This window comes from Pseudodesulfovibrio halophilus DSM 5663 (assembly GCF_059568665.1).
On record NZ_JCANTV010000011.1, the window covers coordinates 218,139 to 232,698 of the forward strand.

The following is a 14,560-nucleotide window of genomic DNA, read 5'->3' on the forward strand; positions in this document are numbered from 1 at the left end:
TGGTTTGGCACGTCAACAGCTTATCGGGCGAACATGCGCAGATAGTTGGCCCAGAGTCGCGGGGAGATGCGCGTGTACCGGTCGAAGTCCGAATTGATCTCAAGGCCCGGCACGATGGCGCGTGTCACGGGAATCCTCAGGTCCTTGCGGGTCATGTCTGCGTAGGCTGGAATGAAGCCGTTCTCCATGAGCGTCTTTTCCAGCACCATCAGGTCCCCTTCCGCGCTGCCTGTCGAGTGGTCGGGGAGGTCTTCAAGCCTGCGAACCGGGAGGCCTCCCGGAGCCGGAGCGCTTCTGGGGCCTGGAAACGGGTAGGGGGTCTCCGTCATGGCGGAAATCAACGCGGAACGTCCGTTCAGGTCCGATCCGGAGCCCTTGTCCAGCCCCCCGCGGGCGCCGAGGACCACAGACTTGTAGCAGGGGACGCCGAATTCCGGGGTCATATCGAGGAACCAGACGTGGATTCCCATCTCTTCGTACTGCTCCAACAGGAAATTCACCTGCGGATCGTCGGATTCGATGCGGAAGGCGCGTGACATGTCAAAAGGAATGGTCGCGTCAGCGTCTCGCTCAATGACTTCAAGCAGCGCTGAAACCTTGGCTTCTGACAGCGTGTTGCCCGAGGCCAGCCCTGTGGAACTCAGGGCCGAAAACAGATGCTGCTCGTCCAGATTGCAGAAGAGAAAAACGAACTGCGCCGGAATCATGATCGGTTTGATGCCGCCGGATTCATCGGGGCGATGCCCTTCGAACCAGTTGATGCGCTGGCCCGAGTAGGGGACCTCCAGACGGACCTTGCTCAGGTCGACGGCTTCCTGTTCCAGCTCTTCAAACGCCGCAAGCGTCAGCGGATAGTTCTTCTCGTATCCCCGGATGGCGTTGCCCCCGAAGCTCGCATAGGAAGAAAAGCGTTCGGCGAGCTCCATGGAATACGACGCCTCGGCGTTGGCTTCGGCAAGGCCCCGCCCGTAGCAGGTCTGCATGCCGGAGAGCGAATCCGAGTGGCGACCGTTGGAGCACCGGACGTCCACCATCCAGTGGCGCAGGCGGTTCACCGGGGAAAGGCTCGCCTTGTGCGCCATGGCGGGACCGACGAAGGCGTCGACCTTCTCCAGCACCGACAGGGCGTAGGAACTCGTCTCCTCGAGGGGCTTGCGTTCCTTGGGCTCGGGCAGGGAGCCTTCAAGCTCCTGACGGGCCTGCTCCGCTGTGTAGGCATGGCCGGAGGGGAGGTCATCCTCATTGACCGGAGCGGCAAGGCCTGCCTCTTTCGGTGCCGGAAGAGGCTCGTGGAAGGAGAAGTTGTTGGCGAAAAGCGGCGCCCATTGCCGGTGCAGCGGCTGGTCCTCAAGCTGATGGGAGCGGATGCGGATGGTCGGGAGATTGTCGTTCAGGGAGTTGACATCTACGCCTTCGAACATGGGCAGATATTTTTCCAGTCGCCCATGCACCAGACAGGCCTCATACAGCAGGGCGGTGAGTACCGGATCGGACGAGCCGTTATCCGTCATGACGCCGTTGATGAGCTTTTCCACCTTTTTGGGGCGGTGCCTGCCGAGGCCGTCGAGCAGGTGCTCGTGCATGTAGGTGTCGTAGGGGGCTTGCCTGAGGTGGTCCACCATGGCGGAAAAGCTGAGGTTCTGCTTGGGCATGGCGGCAAAGCAGCCGACCCCCGCCTGAGTGTCCATCAGTTTGAGTTCGTATCGCATAAGTTTGCTCCAGTGCTGGATTTCGTCACGCAAGTTCGTAGCACTGTAAGGATGAAAATGTCGAACGGTTTTCCGAACCGTGGGGGGAGGAATCGCCCCGCCAGGGCGGGGCGTTGTTTTCGCTATGCCTTTTCGAGAAGCGTCCTGACATGGGGGAGCATGGCTTCGGCCATGCGTTCCACGCCCTGTTCGTTGGGGTGCAGGCCGTCCATAAGCGTCAGCATGGGGTTGCCGAAATAGGGCGCGAGGACGTTGGGAAACAGCGGGATGCCAAGTTTCTCGGCCAGTTCAGGGAAAACCCTGTCAAACTCCGCCTTGTATTCGACTCCAACGTCGGGGATGGCCTTGATCCCGCCCAGCAGGACCGGGATGCTCTTCTTGAGGAACGCGTTGCAGAGCGTTTCGATGTTCTCGCGTACGAAGTCGGGTTCGTCGCCGACGTAGAAGTCGTTGGCGCCGAAGGCCACGATTACGGCGTCCGGCTTTGCCTTGAGGACATCGTTCATGCGATGCAGACCGTCCTCGCTGGTTTCTCCGGAGATGCCGAAGTTCAGCGCTTTGACTTCGACACCTTCCGCCCGCAGCCTTCTTTCCAGCGCCGCCGGCAGGGCTTCCGAGGGCTTGAGCCCGTAACCTTCCGTGAGGGAGTCGCCGAAAACGGCAAGTGTCTTCATCAGATGGCTCCGATCCAGCTTCCCACCTTGGTGGCCTCCGCCTTCCAGTCGCTGCTCAGGCGCACCTTGAGGAATTCCTTGAAGATGGTGTCGAACATGGCCATTGCCGTCTCAAGAAGGTAGACCTTCTCAAGAAACTTCGCGTCCGGGTCGTCGCCTTCCTCGTCGCGTGTGGCGATCTTGGGCGTCTTGAGGCCGGAGAAGAGGAAATCCTCGGCCTTGACGGTCAGAGTCCATTCGTCTTCGTCGGACTGGAAGCGAAGTTGTGCGCGGCAGACCTTCTTGCCGGTCTTGAGACCGGTCATGGCTTCAGTGAGTTCGCCGCGCGGGCTGTTTACCGTGGCTGTCTCCACACCTTCGCCGTCGCCGCCCTGCACCGAAATGCGCTGCTCCATGTTCACGGAGTAGTATTTTCCGTCCTCAAGCTGGAACATGTGTGATCCCGAGGCGATGCGGTACCAGAGCCAGGTCAGGAAGTCCTGTCCGAGAACGGTGTTCTCTCGTTCAACTGCGGTAAGATCCATGACTGCCTCCTATACGAAAATGGTCGGGTCGAGGTTTTCCAGTTTCTCCACCGAATCTTCGCCCAGTTCCTCCATGGCCATGAAGAACGGCCCCAGCGGTTCCAGATGCAAGTCGAAGGTCGCGGTGAAAAGGTCCTCGAACAGCGCTCTGGCCTTGGCGTTGCTGGTGTCCAGGTAGACGCGGTTGGCGGACGGCGTCCAGACCACATCGAAGACAGCCGGGACGGGCAGGCTCCGGGCGCGAAGACGCAGGGTGACCTGCTCCTTGAGTTCGCGCTTGCGGTCGCGGGAGACGAAATTCTTCCCTTGCTCCTTGTTGCGCGCCAGTTCGGCGTTCAGTGCGATCTGGTAGTGCTTCTTGAGGACCGCCGGCTGTACCCTGCGAGTCTCCAGACGCATTGAAAAGGCAAAGAACTCGGCTTTCTCGGGCGGAGATTGCGTCCAGTTGACGTCGAGAAAGTCGTCGATGTTGGTCCAGCCGAAGCTGCGTTCCTCGGCGGTGTCGTCGATGTCGATGAAGCTGTTCTGCGACAGCTTCTCCGGCACTTCCTGAAGCAGGGAGTCCGGTACTTCCTCGATGATGCGGTAGCGGGTGAGCCCGAGGCTCGCTGAAAGTATGCTCACGGTTTGAAACCTCTCGTATTTGACCTGTGGTTCGGACCGTCAATTGGGTAGAATCATTCCCCGGCGATGTAAAGTCATTTGATGCGCGGATGTGCCCTCCAGAAGGAGTTTTCCGGCACGCAAGTTGTATGAAATGGAGCATCGGCAAAGCCGAAATGGAAAGAATCGGAGGAAAGCAATGCGGTAGAAGGATGGCAAAAGGAGGCCGCCATGAAAGTCTGGCGTTTCAATGTCTCGGACGACTGCGTGGAATTCGGCGGCGTGAAGCGGAAGAAGCTCACGCCGGACGGCTGCAACGAACCTTACGGCAAACGTTTCTGGTGTCCCAGGCGGCGCTGGTTCCTCACGGAGGCGTGTCCGTTCGTGAGCCGTCAGGAATGCGACAGCTACAGACGGATGTGCGGCGCCATCTGATCCTCTTGCCCGACCGCTTCCGAGCGTGTAGGTTCCGCGCCGGAGGTACCCCGATGAATGAAGCTCTGAAAAGACTGGCCGGCATACTGGATGAAGCCGTTGACGAAATTGCCAAATGCGAAGCGGAAGCGGTTCGGGAAGTTGACGAAAACGGCAATCAGGCCGGATTCGAATCCTGGATGGTCGAAAAGGCCGAGGTGCTCGTGTCCCTGCCGGAGAAAGTCCGCGACGCGGCCGAAGCCGTGGGCGGCGATCTCGGTGGATTCGTTCTCGACAGGGTGGAACAGTACTCTTCCTCGGCGGAGACCTCGCTGGAGATAAACAGCCCGTTTTTTATGAGCGCGCTGCTGTATCCGTCCGATCATCAGCCGGGTGAGCCGAACAACCTCGAGTTGGTGGCGAAGAGGGTGCGCGAGGCCCTCTAGGAGCCGTTGCGGCGGGCGGCCTGCTGTTTCTGCCCCACCAGCACCAGCTTTGAAACCGCGTCTTCCTGTCTGCGGTCCAGTTCCAGGAATTCGACGCCCACGGCGTCCCCGTCGTGCCGGACAACTCTGGCCGCGATGCCTTCGGCCACGGTCTTTTCCTGAAATTCCAGGGCCAGTGTCAGCTTCACGCCGTGCTTGAAGCGGGCTTTCGAAAAGCGAAACCCGGCACCGGTGGCGCTGATGTTGATGCAGGGCAGGAGCCCGACCCGGTCCACTCGAATCGCGAGGCCGTCGACAGCAATCCTGACCGCGTTGCGGCGTTCTTCCTTGTTGGTCGGGGGTTTGAAGCTGAATCCGAGAGCATCCTCGTCAATGGGCTCGGCCTTGATCTCGGTCTTTTTCTTGCCCTTCACGAGCTTCAGCCCGGGCAGAATCCCGGAAGACTTTTCCCTGCCTCTCTTCGCTTCGACGGAATGGGGCTTCCCCGCAGACGCGGCTTTACGGCCTGCGGCTTTCTTCACCGAAGGAGTTGATTTGGCAGCTGCGTCAACGTCATGCGTTGCCGCGGCATCGCCCGCTTTCCTGCTCCCCCCGTTGCGCCGTTTCGAATCTTTCTCACTCAACTTTTTGAAAAAACTCAAAATGTCCATTCCGTTCCCCCCTTTGGAATGTACCGACTTTCTTAGCGAAAAAAAGCATTTTTGGAAAGCCGCATATTGAAATCACGCATGGTGAACCTTCATGAATGCGCAAACCCTCTTGACTTTTACTCGCCAACCATGGGAAGAATGTTCAGTTTTTCACGAATAAGGGTAGTGTTTTTTTAGGAGGAATAGAGGATGATTGGCGAACTGTTCCACGGTATGGCTAACAGCACGGCAGCCGGTTTCACCGGCGTGTCCCTGATTTTCATCTATCTGGCCTGGATCGTGGTCATCGGCTGTGTTCGCGTTCGCGAAGCCATGCACGAAGATCACCACTAGTTTTCCCGGGGGCTCCGGAAAAAAGGCGCGGTTCCTGCGAACCGCGCCTTTTGTTTTTCTACTTCGTCCGGGATGTACTCAGTCCTTGAGTTGATCCAGCAGATATTGTCCGTACCCGGTCTTTGACAGCTCTTGACCGAGCTTTTCGAGCCTTTCGGCGTCTATGTAGCCCATGCGGTAAGCGATTTCCTCGATGCTGGAAATGATGTGCCCCTGCCTGTCCTGCACCGCCTTCACGAAACTGGACGCTTCGTGCAGAGAGGCATGGGTGCCCATGTCGAGCCACGCGAACCCTCTTCCCAAGGCCGTGACCTGCAGGTCGCCGCGCTTGAGGTAGACGTTGTTGAGGTCGGTGATTTCCAGCTCTCCCCGCGCCGAGGGCTTGAGGCTTTTGGCGATGTCCACGACTTCGTTGTCGTAGAAATACAGGCCCGTGACCGCATGGCTGGAGCGCGGGTGTTCGGGCTTTTCCTCAATGCTCACCGCTGTGCTGTTCTTGTCGAACTCAACCACGCCGTATCGTCTGGGGTCCTTGACGCGATACGAGAACACCACGCCGCCTTTTTTCAGGGAGGCGCTATCCTGAAGCAGGCGCGTGAGGCCGTCGCCGTAGTAGATGTTGTCGCCGAGAATGAGGCTGCACCGGTCGTTGCCGATGAAGTCCTCGCCAAGGATGAAGGCCTGCGCCAAACCGTCCGGGCTGGGCTGGACTTTGTAGGAAAGGTTGATGCCGACCCGGGAGCCGTCGCCGAGAAGGGACTGGAATCTCGGCAGATCCTGCGGGGTGGATATGATGAGGATGTCCTTTATCCCCGCGAGCATGAGCGTGGAGAGGGGATAGTAGATCATGGGTTTGTCGTAGACCGGCAGCAGCTGTTTGCTGACGGCGAGCGTGAGGGGGTGCAGCCGGGTGCCGGAGCCTCCGGCCAGGATGATGCCTTTCATTGCGCCTCCGGGCTTGGTTTACTTGCTCGTCTGATTGCGATATCGCTTGCAGCACGAGCCGGAGGGACTATAGCGGCCTCGCCGTGTACTTGGCAAGCCGCCTCCGGATACTCTAAAACGAGGTGACGATGAATTATCCATATTTCCATTTCACTGGCGGCCTCATTGCCGCCGTTCTGTTTCTCGTGCTCATGTTCTTTCTGCTCGTCGTGCTCCCGGTGGGATTTGTCACCGAAGCCTTCGGGCGCCTGGGGATGACCACGGGGCAGGGCTTCCTGCTGCTGCTCGCCATTCTGGTGGGCCGGGCGGTCAACATTCCGGTCTACACCAGCGAAAAGCTCGTGATGGTGCAGGGCAGCGGCGCAATGCGCTTTCGTTTCGATGGCCTCGCGCGGCAGATCGAGTACGAGGAACCCGTCAACGAACTGAAAAAGCAGGTCTTCGCCGTGAACCTCGGCGGCTGCGTTTTCCCCGTGATTCTGAGCATCGGCTTTCTGTTGCGTTCAAGGCTGATCGACGTTCCGAACATGCCGGCGCTGCCGGAGACCTTTGCCTGGCTCGGGCTGACCACTGCGGCCGTGGCGGCCGTGTGCTACGCCCTGACCAAGCCGGACGTCTTCACAGGATTCCGGCTGCCGGTCCTTGCTCCGCTGGTGGTGACGCTGGCGACCACCATGATTCTGGTTCCGGCACCTGTCGCGCCGCTGTCCGCCTATGTGGGCGGCTCCCTCGGCACGCTTCTGGGGGCCAACGTGGTTCCGCTGCTCATTCCCTCTAGACGGCGTGAGCTGGCTGCACCGCTGGTTTCCATCGGCGGGGCCGGAACATTCGGCGGCGTTTTTGTGGCCGGTGTGGCCGGTGCCCTGCTGACCTAGGAGGTTGTCATGGATGGAAGTCTCACGCTGGAGCTGCGCCGCGAGTTGAAGGCAGGCGAGCGCCGTCTCGCCGGTCATCCTGATGAAACGGGGTTGCCCGTGGATGTGGCCGGGGCGTTCCCCCGGCTTCGGGTTGGCGAACGGCTGGATGTGGACGGCAGGCCGTTTTTTCGCGTGCTCGGCACCTTCTGGAGCGGAGCCGGAAGCGCGGCAGCGTCAAGGCGAATGGTGCAGCTTGAATGTCTTGTTGACGCTCCGGCCGCGGGCACTGTTTCCGCGGACATTGTCTCGGAAGGTTTCTCGCTTGCGTGGGTTACCTTGAGCGACAAGGGGTGTCAGGGCAAGCGTCGCGACGAGTCCGGTCCGCTCATCGCCGAAATGGTTGCCGAAAAAATGCCGGTCCGTCATGCTCAGGGCTTTATTCTGCCGGACGAGGAGAGGCAGTTGCGGCATTTGATCACGGACCTTGCATTAGGACAGGGGTTTGATATGATCATGACCACCGGAGGAACCGGGGTCGCTCCGCGCGATGTGACGCCGGAAGCTACGCTGGCCGTGATCGAGAAGCGCCTGCCGGGATACGAGCGGGCCATGACCGCGGCGAGTCTGGCAAAGACGCCGCATGGAGCCGTCTCCCGTGCCGTGGCCGGCACCCTCGGAGGCGCGCTGGTGGTGAACATGCCGGGCAGCCCCAGGGCGGTCCGTGAATGTCTGGAGCCGCTTCTTCCGACGCTCGGGCATACACTGGAAAAGCTCCACGGCGATCCGTCGGATTGTGCAGTACTGCGTTGCTGATCAGGCCTTTATCCCTTGCGGTTGCAGCCGCAACTTGATAGGTAGGGCGAGTTATCTGGAACGAACAACGCCTAAACGAAATATAGACCGCGAGGCTGTCCACTCATGATCAAACGTTTCACAGTGTTTTCCCTCTGCCTTTTCATGCTGCTTTCGGCCGCCACGGTTCAGGCGCAGACTGCGGACAAGACCAATCCGGCCGTGAATGGAGCCTATACGCTTGAGCGCTGCGTGCAGCGCGCCCTTGAGGCGAACCCGACCATTCTGGCCGCAAAGTCTCAGATCAAGGGTGCGGATTACGGCACCAAGTCCGCCCGTGGTGATTTCCTGCCTTCCGTGACCGCCGGATATGATTACAAAACCTACAACCGCGAGCAGACCGGCGGCGACCTCACCACCCACGGCAAGGCTTCGTACAGCGGGAGCATCGTGGTCACGCAGCCCATCTTCAAGGGCTTTTCTCTCCTGAACAACTACCAGAAGCAGAAGCTGGACAAGAAACGTCAGAAGGCCAACCTCAACAACGTTGAGCTGGTGGTCATTCAGGACGTGCAGACCAATTTTCTCGCGCTGCTCAAGGCCCGTATGGACGTCAAGAGCGCCGAAGACTCCGTCGAGCGGCTGCGTTCCCAGCTCAAGGTGAACACCGCGTTCTACGACGTGGGGCTCAAGCCGCGCGTGGACGTGCTTCAGGCCGAAGTTGAACTCGCCACTGCCGAGCAGGACCTTCTGAAGGCTCGCAACGCAGTGTCCACCCAGACTGCCAAACTCAACAGCCTGCTGAACCTGCCGTTGACCGCAGACATCAATTATGTGGGCGATCTCCAGTACGACCCTTTCAATCTGACGCTGCGTCAGTGCCTTGACCGCGCCTACGAATTCCGTCCGGATCTCAAGATCGGCGAAAAGGCGGTCGAGATCGCGGCCAAGGACGCGGGTATCGCCTCCTCCAGCTTCATGCCTTCGGTGGACGGCACCGTGACCTACTCCAAAAACAGCGACGAGCCCGGTCTTCAGGACAAGGGATATTTCTCTCACGAGAGCAGCGAGACGGTCACCGCCGGCATCAGCGCCTCGTGGACCGTGTGGGAGTGGGGCTCCGACTACTACGACTACAAGAAGACCGACGAGGTCGTGAATCAGCTCGAGGCCGAACTTGAAGACACCCGCCTCAACGCCGGGTTTGAAGTCAAGCAGGCGCTTCTGAGCATCAGGGAAGCATCCGACCGCATCGGAGTGGCCCGCAAGTCCGTGGAGTCCGCCAAGGAATCCTACCGCATGGCTCTGGCCCGTTATCAGGCGCAGGTCGGCACCAACAACGATGTTCTCGACGCACAGTCCCGCGTCACCAACAGTGAGGCACAACTCATTGAAGCGCTTGCAGACTACAACACCGCAGTCGCGAACCTGTACGTTGCCATGGGCGAAAAGAACCCCTCTCTGGAGGTCGAATAGCAGTGGCGTTTTTTCGTAGAACCAGAGTCAGCGGCGCCAGCAGCGTTCCCTGCCCGGAGTGTTCCGGAAGTATGCGGGTGGCGCGCAGCTGCCATGAAGTCTGGTACGAATGCCCGGACTGCGGCGGCAGGCACGAGATTCCCGAAGTGGTCTCGCAGCTGGACGACGATTTTGACGAGGATGTGGCCTTTGTCCCACTGGACCGAATGTGAATATATTTCATCGCGCTTGAGCGCATACTGCAAAGCCGCCATCATGGCGGCTTTGCTCATATTGGTCGGCCCGGGCGTATATGAAACCGCAGAGGCCGGAGAGTCCGATCAAAGCGGGCTGTCATCCACCGGCATCTGGTCCCCGCTGGCCGAGAGGCTCGTGAAGGACGGGCTCGAACGCGCCTACGTCGTGTCTTTGTTTTCGCGCTCCGGGCTTGTGTTTGATCCCGACCACATGGCTCACAAGATGCGAAGCCTTCTTTCCATAAAACAGGCTGACCGCGGCACCGCACCCGCTCGCGAGCCCAAGGTCATGGACCGTTACCTCAACCCCATCCTCATCGCCGGGGCTTACGCCTATCTGCGTGAAAACCGGGTGGCACTGGAAGCGGCGCAGGAGCGGTACGGAGTCGAAGGAGACTACCTTGTGGCGCTTTTGCTGGTGGAGACCCGTCTGGGAACCAACACCGGCAGGCACAAGGCCATGCCCGTTCTCGCCAGCATGGCGCTGGCCGGGGATTTTTCCCTGATCGCACACAAGGTGGATACTGCCGGGCTGGACGATGAAATGAAGCAGTGGCTCGTGGCACGTACCAGAACAAAGGGAGACTGGGCCTACAACGAGCTCGTGGCGCTCATCGAATATGCCAGAGGCGCCCGGCAGGATCCTCTGACCGTTCCGGGATCAATATATGGAGCCATCGGCATCTGTCAGTTCATGCCGAGTACAGTCAAGCATTACGGCGTGGATGGCAACGGGGATGGACGGGTAGACCTGTTCGAGCGAGCTGATGCGCTGCACAGCATGGCGAATTTTCTGAAAGAGCATGGCTGGGAAAAGGGCATGGATACTGAGCGGCGGCTCAAGGTCCTGTACCGCTATAATCATTCGGAGAGCTATGCCCTGACCGTGGATGCGGTGGCACAGAAGCTCCGTGGAGCCAGAGAGCTGTTCGGAGGCTAGCGGGCCGCGAGGTCCTGATACACCGTTTCGGTACGGCGCAGAAATTCCCTGTCCGAAAGTTGGGAGATGGTGCGTTGCTGGGCATCGATCAGGTCCGCGCGGAGCGGGCCGCGTGTCCCTTTTTCGATGAGCAGGGACAGTTCCCTCACATCTCCGGGGCGGTACAGGCCGTCCGGCTGAACCAGGTCGGGCATGACGCCCACGGAACTGGATACGAGCGGAACGCCGCAGGACATGATCTCCAGCGCAGAGCGCGCGATGGCTTCTGACCACAGGGAGGCGCAGACTCCGAGGTCCAGCGCACAGATGCATGCAGGGATGTCTTCGCGCCAGCCGCTGATGGCGGCATGGGAATCAAGTCCCTCCTTTTTCAGCCACGAGCGCACTTCATCCGTCGAGGTGGCCGAGTCCCCTCCGATGAGGAAGAGTTTCAGATCTTCGCGACCGTTCTCGCGCAGGTGGGACACGGCACGGATCAGGTCACGCTGTCCTTTCACGTGGTCGAAGCGGCCGAGCATGCCAACCACCGTGTCGTTGTGAGCAAAGCCGAACTCTTCTCGAACCCTGCCGCGTCCTTCGGGGGCGCTCGCGAATCGATTTCTGTCCACACCGCCCTGAATGAGCCAGAGCTGTTTCTCCGGTGTGCGCATGCGCTCGAGAAAATGCGTGGCCATGCGTTTGTTGGTGACGATGACGGAGTCCGCCACCGAAGCGTGCAGCCAGCGATTGACGGGGTCGTTCTTGGGCAGTCGCTGGTCGCCGCGAGTGCGGACCAGCCTGAACCCGAAGCCCGCCTTTCGCAGGGCGCCCCAGATGAAGAACCCCTCCCCCCGGTGACAGTTGACTATGTCCGGACGGTAGCGGCGCAGGAGCGATACGGTGTTCGCGATGGTGGAGGCGAGCCGGACCGGGTTGGTCGTGTTGAGGTCCAGCGCTTCCACGCGCAGGCCGAGATCCATGGCCTTGCGCTCCGCGGGAGTGCCCGGTTGGACTATGACGGTCACATCGTGCCCCGCGCGGGCCAGCAGTCTGGAAAGCTCCACGGCATACCATGCAGTGGCGTTGTACCAGCGGACGTTGATTACTTGGAATATTTTCATAGCTATTATTGGAAAGGCGGAGAACTTCGGGGCAGAATGACAGGAGCGTCAGTGCTTGGCAAGGGTGTGAGCACAAAAAGGTTGGAATTTTATTTGCATATGTGTACTTCGGCATAAACTGCGGTAAAAGATGCCAGCCGGAACGGAGCCGGCGGACAAAGAGAACCGGGGAGAATCATGCTGCATCTATCGTCCTTGGCGGGCGCATTGCCCGAGATTAATCAATCCCGCATGGTGTCGTCCGGATACGCGGTCTGGCTTGTCTGGGACGGCAAGCTGAACACGGCGATCACGCACACCCTGCGCGACTACGGCTGCCTCCTCATGGCCGAAGAGGAGCTGCAGGCTCTCTGGTACTGCTCCAATGCCGAAGTGTTTCGAGCCTTGGCCCGCCTTCAGACCTGGGCACGGGTCAACTCCATCAGCGTATTCGCGCAGGTCATGCCGGTCACGTTTCTTGTCGGCTACGACCTCTCCACCTCCCTCTCCGTCCCGCAGGAATTTCTTACCCAGAGCGCCGATGCCACCAATGATTTCGAGGTCTGGATACATCCCAAGCTCGAAAGCGAAATCAAGAACATTGCGGGCCTGAGTCTGCGGGCCGTGGGGCAACCGGAAGGCCTTTCCAACGTTGAATGGAAGCTGCTTCAGGCGGATCAGGGGCTGGACTACGAGTCCACGCTTCGCTGGTATTTCATCATCAAGCCGCTCGGGAAGCGCGGCGACAAGGAGAGCATCGTTGGCTGGCGCGATTTCTCCAATGAAATTCAGGAGCTAATGAAGCGCCTGAGTCTCAAGTATATTTCCGACGTCAAAGAGGGATTCATGTTCTTCCCTCTGGACAACGTCCGTCTGCTGCGCAGTTTCTGCACCGATATGCTCAACCTCATTCATGAGGCCAAGACGCAGGAAGATCACAAGTACTGGCCCGTGGTCATGGCGGTCGTGCCGCAGGGAGACTTGCCGTTCACGCAGGAGCTTCCCAAGAAAGTTGGCGTGGACTGGAACCGCCTCACGCCGGACTTCCCGCATATGCGCTATATCGACGGGTTTTTGTTGAGTCCGTGGTTTGCGGTTAACGATGCGCGTCTGGGGACCAAACAGACCAGCCTTGAGTCGTGGTGCAACATCCGCCTTCGCAAGGAGGGTGGCGAGGAGGAGTACGGGACCATCGAGGTCGGCATTCCGGTTTCGCTCACCGAAGCGGAAGGGATGGAGTGTTTCTACTGCGGCCAGAAGAACCACCCTGCATTCGAGTGTCCGAGCAAGCAGTTCGGCATCCAGACCGGAAAGGCGTGGGGGCAGCTGGCCCGCATGAGCATGGACGACATCAATGAAGGCGTCGCCCAGATCAATGACGACATCGACTCGGCCAATTTCGTCGAGACCGCCAACAAGATGCTGGCAGCCAAGGAACCGTCCAAGGGCGGCGTTATCCTTCAGGCGGTGTTCGACATCAATTCACCGGTGCAGCCCCGGACCGTGAAAATGGTATGGCGCAGCAAGGCCAAGGAGTGGGCCGAAGGGTTCCAGCAGCTTGGTCCCGAGGAGGGCGACCACATCTGGCGGGGGCTCAAGGCGGTGCAGGAGGGCGACCACGCGGAAGCCGAGGCGGAAGCCAAGAAGGCGGTGGTCAAGTACACCCGCAGCTATCAGCCTCAGAGTCTGCTCGGGTTTCTGCATCTGGAGATGGAGGACCCGACGCAGGCCATGTTCCATTGGCAGGAGGCCGAACGGCTCGCCTTCACTCCGCTTCAGCAGGGATATCTCGTCTTCCTTCAGGCGCGACTGCAGGAGGTCCTGGGCAACTTCAAGGACTCCACTTCACTTTACAAGCGGGTGAACGTTTTGAGTCCGGGGTGGCTGGAGCCGCTGTACCGGCAGGGCGTGTGCATGGTGAAGCTCGGCTTCACCGGGCAGGCGATGGACCTGTTCTTCGACCTCATCAATACGGACCCGAACATATTCAACCGCATTATCATCGACCCTGAACTGGACCGGGGGAGGGTGCAGCTCCTGAGCTTCCTCTGGGACAAATGGAGCGAAGCCCAGAAAGAGGCGGAAAAGCTCCGGGAAAAGCTGAAGGAATATATCGAGGAACTGGACAAGCGTTTCGAGAAGTCGCACCCGTTCTACGAAATAGCCGAAACCGAGCTTTCCAAGCTCAAGCATACGGCAGAGGTGGACAACTACGTCGCCTACCAGATGCTCAGCCGCGGCATGGAGCGTTTCGGCGAGCAGATGGAGAAGCAGGTCCAGCTCGAACTCAGGCGCATCAACTCCAACATCGACTTTCTCACGGAGCGCGTCCGCGAGATTCAGAAGGAAGCCGCGTGGTTTCCCTTTCCCAAACTGCTCGTGGAGTTCAACAAGGATTTCAACTACTGCGTGGAGAAGGTCAACTGGATCAAGACCCAGCACCTCAAGCAGGCGGATAATTTCAGGCTCGCCACAAAGTACGTCGAAGAGATCGAACAGCGCGTGGAGGCGCTCTCGGGAAGGCTTGTCACCCTGCGGATAGTACGTGACAGCACTTTGTTCGTCCTGATGCTCGGCAAGTCCTTCATCTGGTTTGAGCTGGTGGGCCTCGGACTCGCCTTTGTGGGCGTTCCGGCCTTCCTGTGGTTCACACAGGACGTGCAGGGCAGTTGGCTGGTGAGTACCATGCGCGAGAATCAGTGGGAAGTCACAAAGGGGTTCGTCATTATCCTGAGCGCGCTGGCGCTGGCGTTCGCGGCCATCAAGAGCGCCGCCGGATTCGAGAAACGCAAGCAGCAACTGTTCGACCAGCTGGAAGAGGAAATGAGCAGCCGCTCGAAGAAGCGCTACTGACCATTTTCATAAAAAAGAGGACGGGTGTT

16 protein-coding genes are annotated in these 14,560 nt (G+C 59.5%); 9 read left to right on the plus strand and 7 right to left on the minus strand.

All coding sequences use genetic code 11. The features are described 5' to 3' along the window. Nucleotides 1–20: 20 nt before the first annotated feature. The 4 genes from BR24_RS09985 to rdgC form a co-directional block, all read right to left on the minus strand. Complete coding sequence (locus tag BR24_RS09985) at nt 21–1,709, minus strand: YcaO-like family protein (RefSeq protein WP_496541344.1); 1,689 nt, start codon at nt 1,707–1,709, stop codon at nt 21–23. A gap of 122 nt (nt 1,710–1,831) precedes the next feature. Beyond that, on the minus strand, nt 1,832–2,383 hold the full coding sequence (locus tag BR24_RS09990; RefSeq protein ID WP_496541345.1) for an arylesterase: 552 nt from the start codon (nt 2,381–2,383) through the stop codon (nt 1,832–1,834). Next, nucleotides 2,383–2,907 (minus strand): hypothetical protein, encoded by a 525-nt coding sequence (locus BR24_RS09995; RefSeq protein ID WP_496541346.1) that lies wholly within the window; start codon nt 2,905–2,907, stop codon nt 2,383–2,385. Before BR24_RS09995 ends, BR24_RS09990 begins: the two co-directional genes overlap by 1 nt. A 9-nt stretch (nt 2,908–2,916) precedes the next feature. Then, the gene (rdgC, locus tag BR24_RS10000; RefSeq protein ID WP_496541347.1) at nt 2,917–3,531 is read right to left on the minus strand and encodes a recombination-associated protein RdgC; all 615 of its coding nucleotides are present in this window, start codon (nt 3,529–3,531) and stop codon (nt 2,917–2,919) included. Nucleotides 3,532–3,741: 210 nt separating this feature from the next. Between rdgC and BR24_RS10005 the strand changes: the two genes are divergently transcribed. Then, a complete protein-coding gene (locus BR24_RS10005) occupies nt 3,742–3,945 on the plus strand; it encodes a hypothetical protein (RefSeq protein ID WP_496541348.1) in 204 nt (67 codons plus the stop codon). Between the two features lie 53 nt (nt 3,946–3,998). After that, nucleotides 3,999–4,370, plus strand: coding sequence for a hypothetical protein (locus tag BR24_RS10010; protein WP_496541349.1), 372 nt, complete (start codon nt 3,999–4,001; stop codon nt 4,368–4,370). On the opposite strand, the gene BR24_RS10015 is transcribed toward BR24_RS10010, so the two are convergent. After that, nucleotides 4,367–4,891, minus strand: coding sequence for a PilZ domain-containing protein (locus BR24_RS10015; protein WP_496541350.1), 525 nt, complete (start codon nt 4,889–4,891; stop codon nt 4,367–4,369). The genes BR24_RS10010 and BR24_RS10015 overlap by 4 nt on opposite strands. Before the next feature lie 318 nt (nt 4,892–5,209). Between BR24_RS10015 and BR24_RS10020 the strand changes: the two genes are divergently transcribed. Then, the gene (locus BR24_RS10020) at nt 5,210–5,353 is read left to right on the plus strand and encodes a hypothetical protein (RefSeq protein WP_018123409.1); all 144 of its coding nucleotides are present in this window, start codon (nt 5,210–5,212) and stop codon (nt 5,351–5,353) included. Nucleotides 5,354–5,431: 78 nt separating this feature from the next. Here the strand turns inward: BR24_RS10020 and rfbA are convergent, their stop codons facing one another. After that, entirely contained in the window at nt 5,432–6,298 is an 867-nt protein-coding gene (rfbA, locus tag BR24_RS10025) for a glucose-1-phosphate thymidylyltransferase RfbA (protein ID WP_496541351.1), read from the minus strand. A 128-nt stretch (nt 6,299–6,426) separates the two neighbouring features. On the opposite strand from rfbA, the gene BR24_RS10030 reads away from it, so the two are divergent. The 5 genes from BR24_RS10030 (at nt 6,427) to BR24_RS10050 (ending at nt 10,599) form a co-directional block, all read left to right on the plus strand. After that, nucleotides 6,427–7,173 carry a DUF1614 domain-containing protein gene (locus tag BR24_RS10030; RefSeq protein WP_496541352.1) on the plus strand — a complete coding sequence of 249 codons (747 nt, stop codon included), beginning with the start codon at nt 6,427–6,429 and terminating at the stop codon, nt 7,171–7,173. Between the two features lie 9 nt (nt 7,174–7,182). Further along, nucleotides 7,183–7,968 carry a MogA/MoaB family molybdenum cofactor biosynthesis protein gene (locus BR24_RS10035; protein ID WP_496541353.1) on the plus strand — a complete coding sequence of 262 codons (786 nt, stop codon included), beginning with the start codon at nt 7,183–7,185 and terminating at the stop codon, nt 7,966–7,968. A gap of 144 nt (nt 7,969–8,112) precedes the next feature. Then, nucleotides 8,113–9,423 (plus strand): TolC family protein, encoded by a 1,311-nt coding sequence (locus tag BR24_RS10040; RefSeq protein WP_496541354.1) that lies wholly within the window; start codon nt 8,113–8,115, stop codon nt 9,421–9,423. 77 nt (nt 9,424–9,500) lie between these two features. Then, nucleotides 9,501–9,635: a dual CXXC motif small (seleno)protein gene (locus BR24_RS10045; RefSeq protein ID WP_496541355.1), complete on the plus strand. Its 135-nt coding sequence runs from the start codon at nt 9,501–9,503 to the stop codon at nt 9,633–9,635. Nucleotides 9,636–9,651: 16 nt separating this feature from the next. Continuing rightward, on the plus strand, nt 9,652–10,599 hold the full coding sequence (locus BR24_RS10050; protein ID WP_496541356.1) for a lytic murein transglycosylase: 948 nt from the start codon (nt 9,652–9,654) through the stop codon (nt 10,597–10,599). On the opposite strand, the gene BR24_RS10055 is transcribed toward BR24_RS10050, so the two are convergent. Beyond that, entirely contained in the window at nt 10,596–11,699 is a 1,104-nt protein-coding gene (locus BR24_RS10055) for a glycosyltransferase family 4 protein (protein ID WP_496541357.1), read from the minus strand. The genes BR24_RS10050 and BR24_RS10055 overlap by 4 nt on opposite strands. Before the next feature lie 177 nt (nt 11,700–11,876). Here BR24_RS10055 and BR24_RS10060 point away from each other — a divergent pair, with 177 nt between their 5' ends. Continuing rightward, nucleotides 11,877–14,531: a tetratricopeptide repeat protein gene (locus BR24_RS10060; protein WP_496541358.1), complete on the plus strand. Its 2,655-nt coding sequence runs from the start codon at nt 11,877–11,879 to the stop codon at nt 14,529–14,531. The last annotated feature ends 29 nt before the right edge of the window (nt 14,532–14,560 follow it).

Excerpts from the sequence above, each read along its gene's own strand:
- BR24_RS09985 (WP_496541344.1), bottom strand. The coding sequence starts at position 1,709 with ATGCGATACGAACTCAAACTGATGGACACTCAGGCGGGGGTCGGCTGC.
- BR24_RS09990 (WP_496541345.1), bottom strand. The coding sequence starts at position 2,383 with ATGAAGACACTTGCCGTTTTCGGCGACTCCCTCACGGAAGGTTACGGG.
- BR24_RS09995 (WP_496541346.1), bottom strand. The coding sequence starts at position 2,907 with ATGGATCTTACCGCAGTTGAACGAGAGAACACCGTTCTCGGACAGGAC.
- BR24_RS10005 (WP_496541348.1), top strand. The coding sequence starts at position 3,742 with ATGAAAGTCTGGCGTTTCAATGTCTCGGACGACTGCGTGGAATTCGGC.
- BR24_RS10010 (WP_496541349.1), top strand. The coding sequence starts at position 3,999 with ATGAATGAAGCTCTGAAAAGACTGGCCGGCATACTGGATGAAGCCGTT.
- BR24_RS10020 (WP_018123409.1), top strand. The coding sequence starts at position 5,210 with ATGATTGGCGAACTGTTCCACGGTATGGCTAACAGCACGGCAGCCGGT.
- rfbA (WP_496541351.1), bottom strand. The coding sequence starts at position 6,298 with ATGAAAGGCATCATCCTGGCCGGAGGCTCCGGCACCCGGCTGCACCCC.
- BR24_RS10030 (WP_496541352.1), top strand. The coding sequence starts at position 6,427 with ATGAATTATCCATATTTCCATTTCACTGGCGGCCTCATTGCCGCCGTT.
- BR24_RS10035 (WP_496541353.1), top strand. The coding sequence starts at position 7,183 with ATGGATGGAAGTCTCACGCTGGAGCTGCGCCGCGAGTTGAAGGCAGGC.
- BR24_RS10040 (WP_496541354.1), top strand. The coding sequence starts at position 8,113 with ATGCTGCTTTCGGCCGCCACGGTTCAGGCGCAGACTGCGGACAAGACC.
- BR24_RS10055 (WP_496541357.1), bottom strand. The coding sequence starts at position 11,699 with ATGAAAATATTCCAAGTAATCAACGTCCGCTGGTACAACGCCACTGCA.
- BR24_RS10060 (WP_496541358.1), top strand. The coding sequence starts at position 11,877 with ATGCTGCATCTATCGTCCTTGGCGGGCGCATTGCCCGAGATTAATCAA.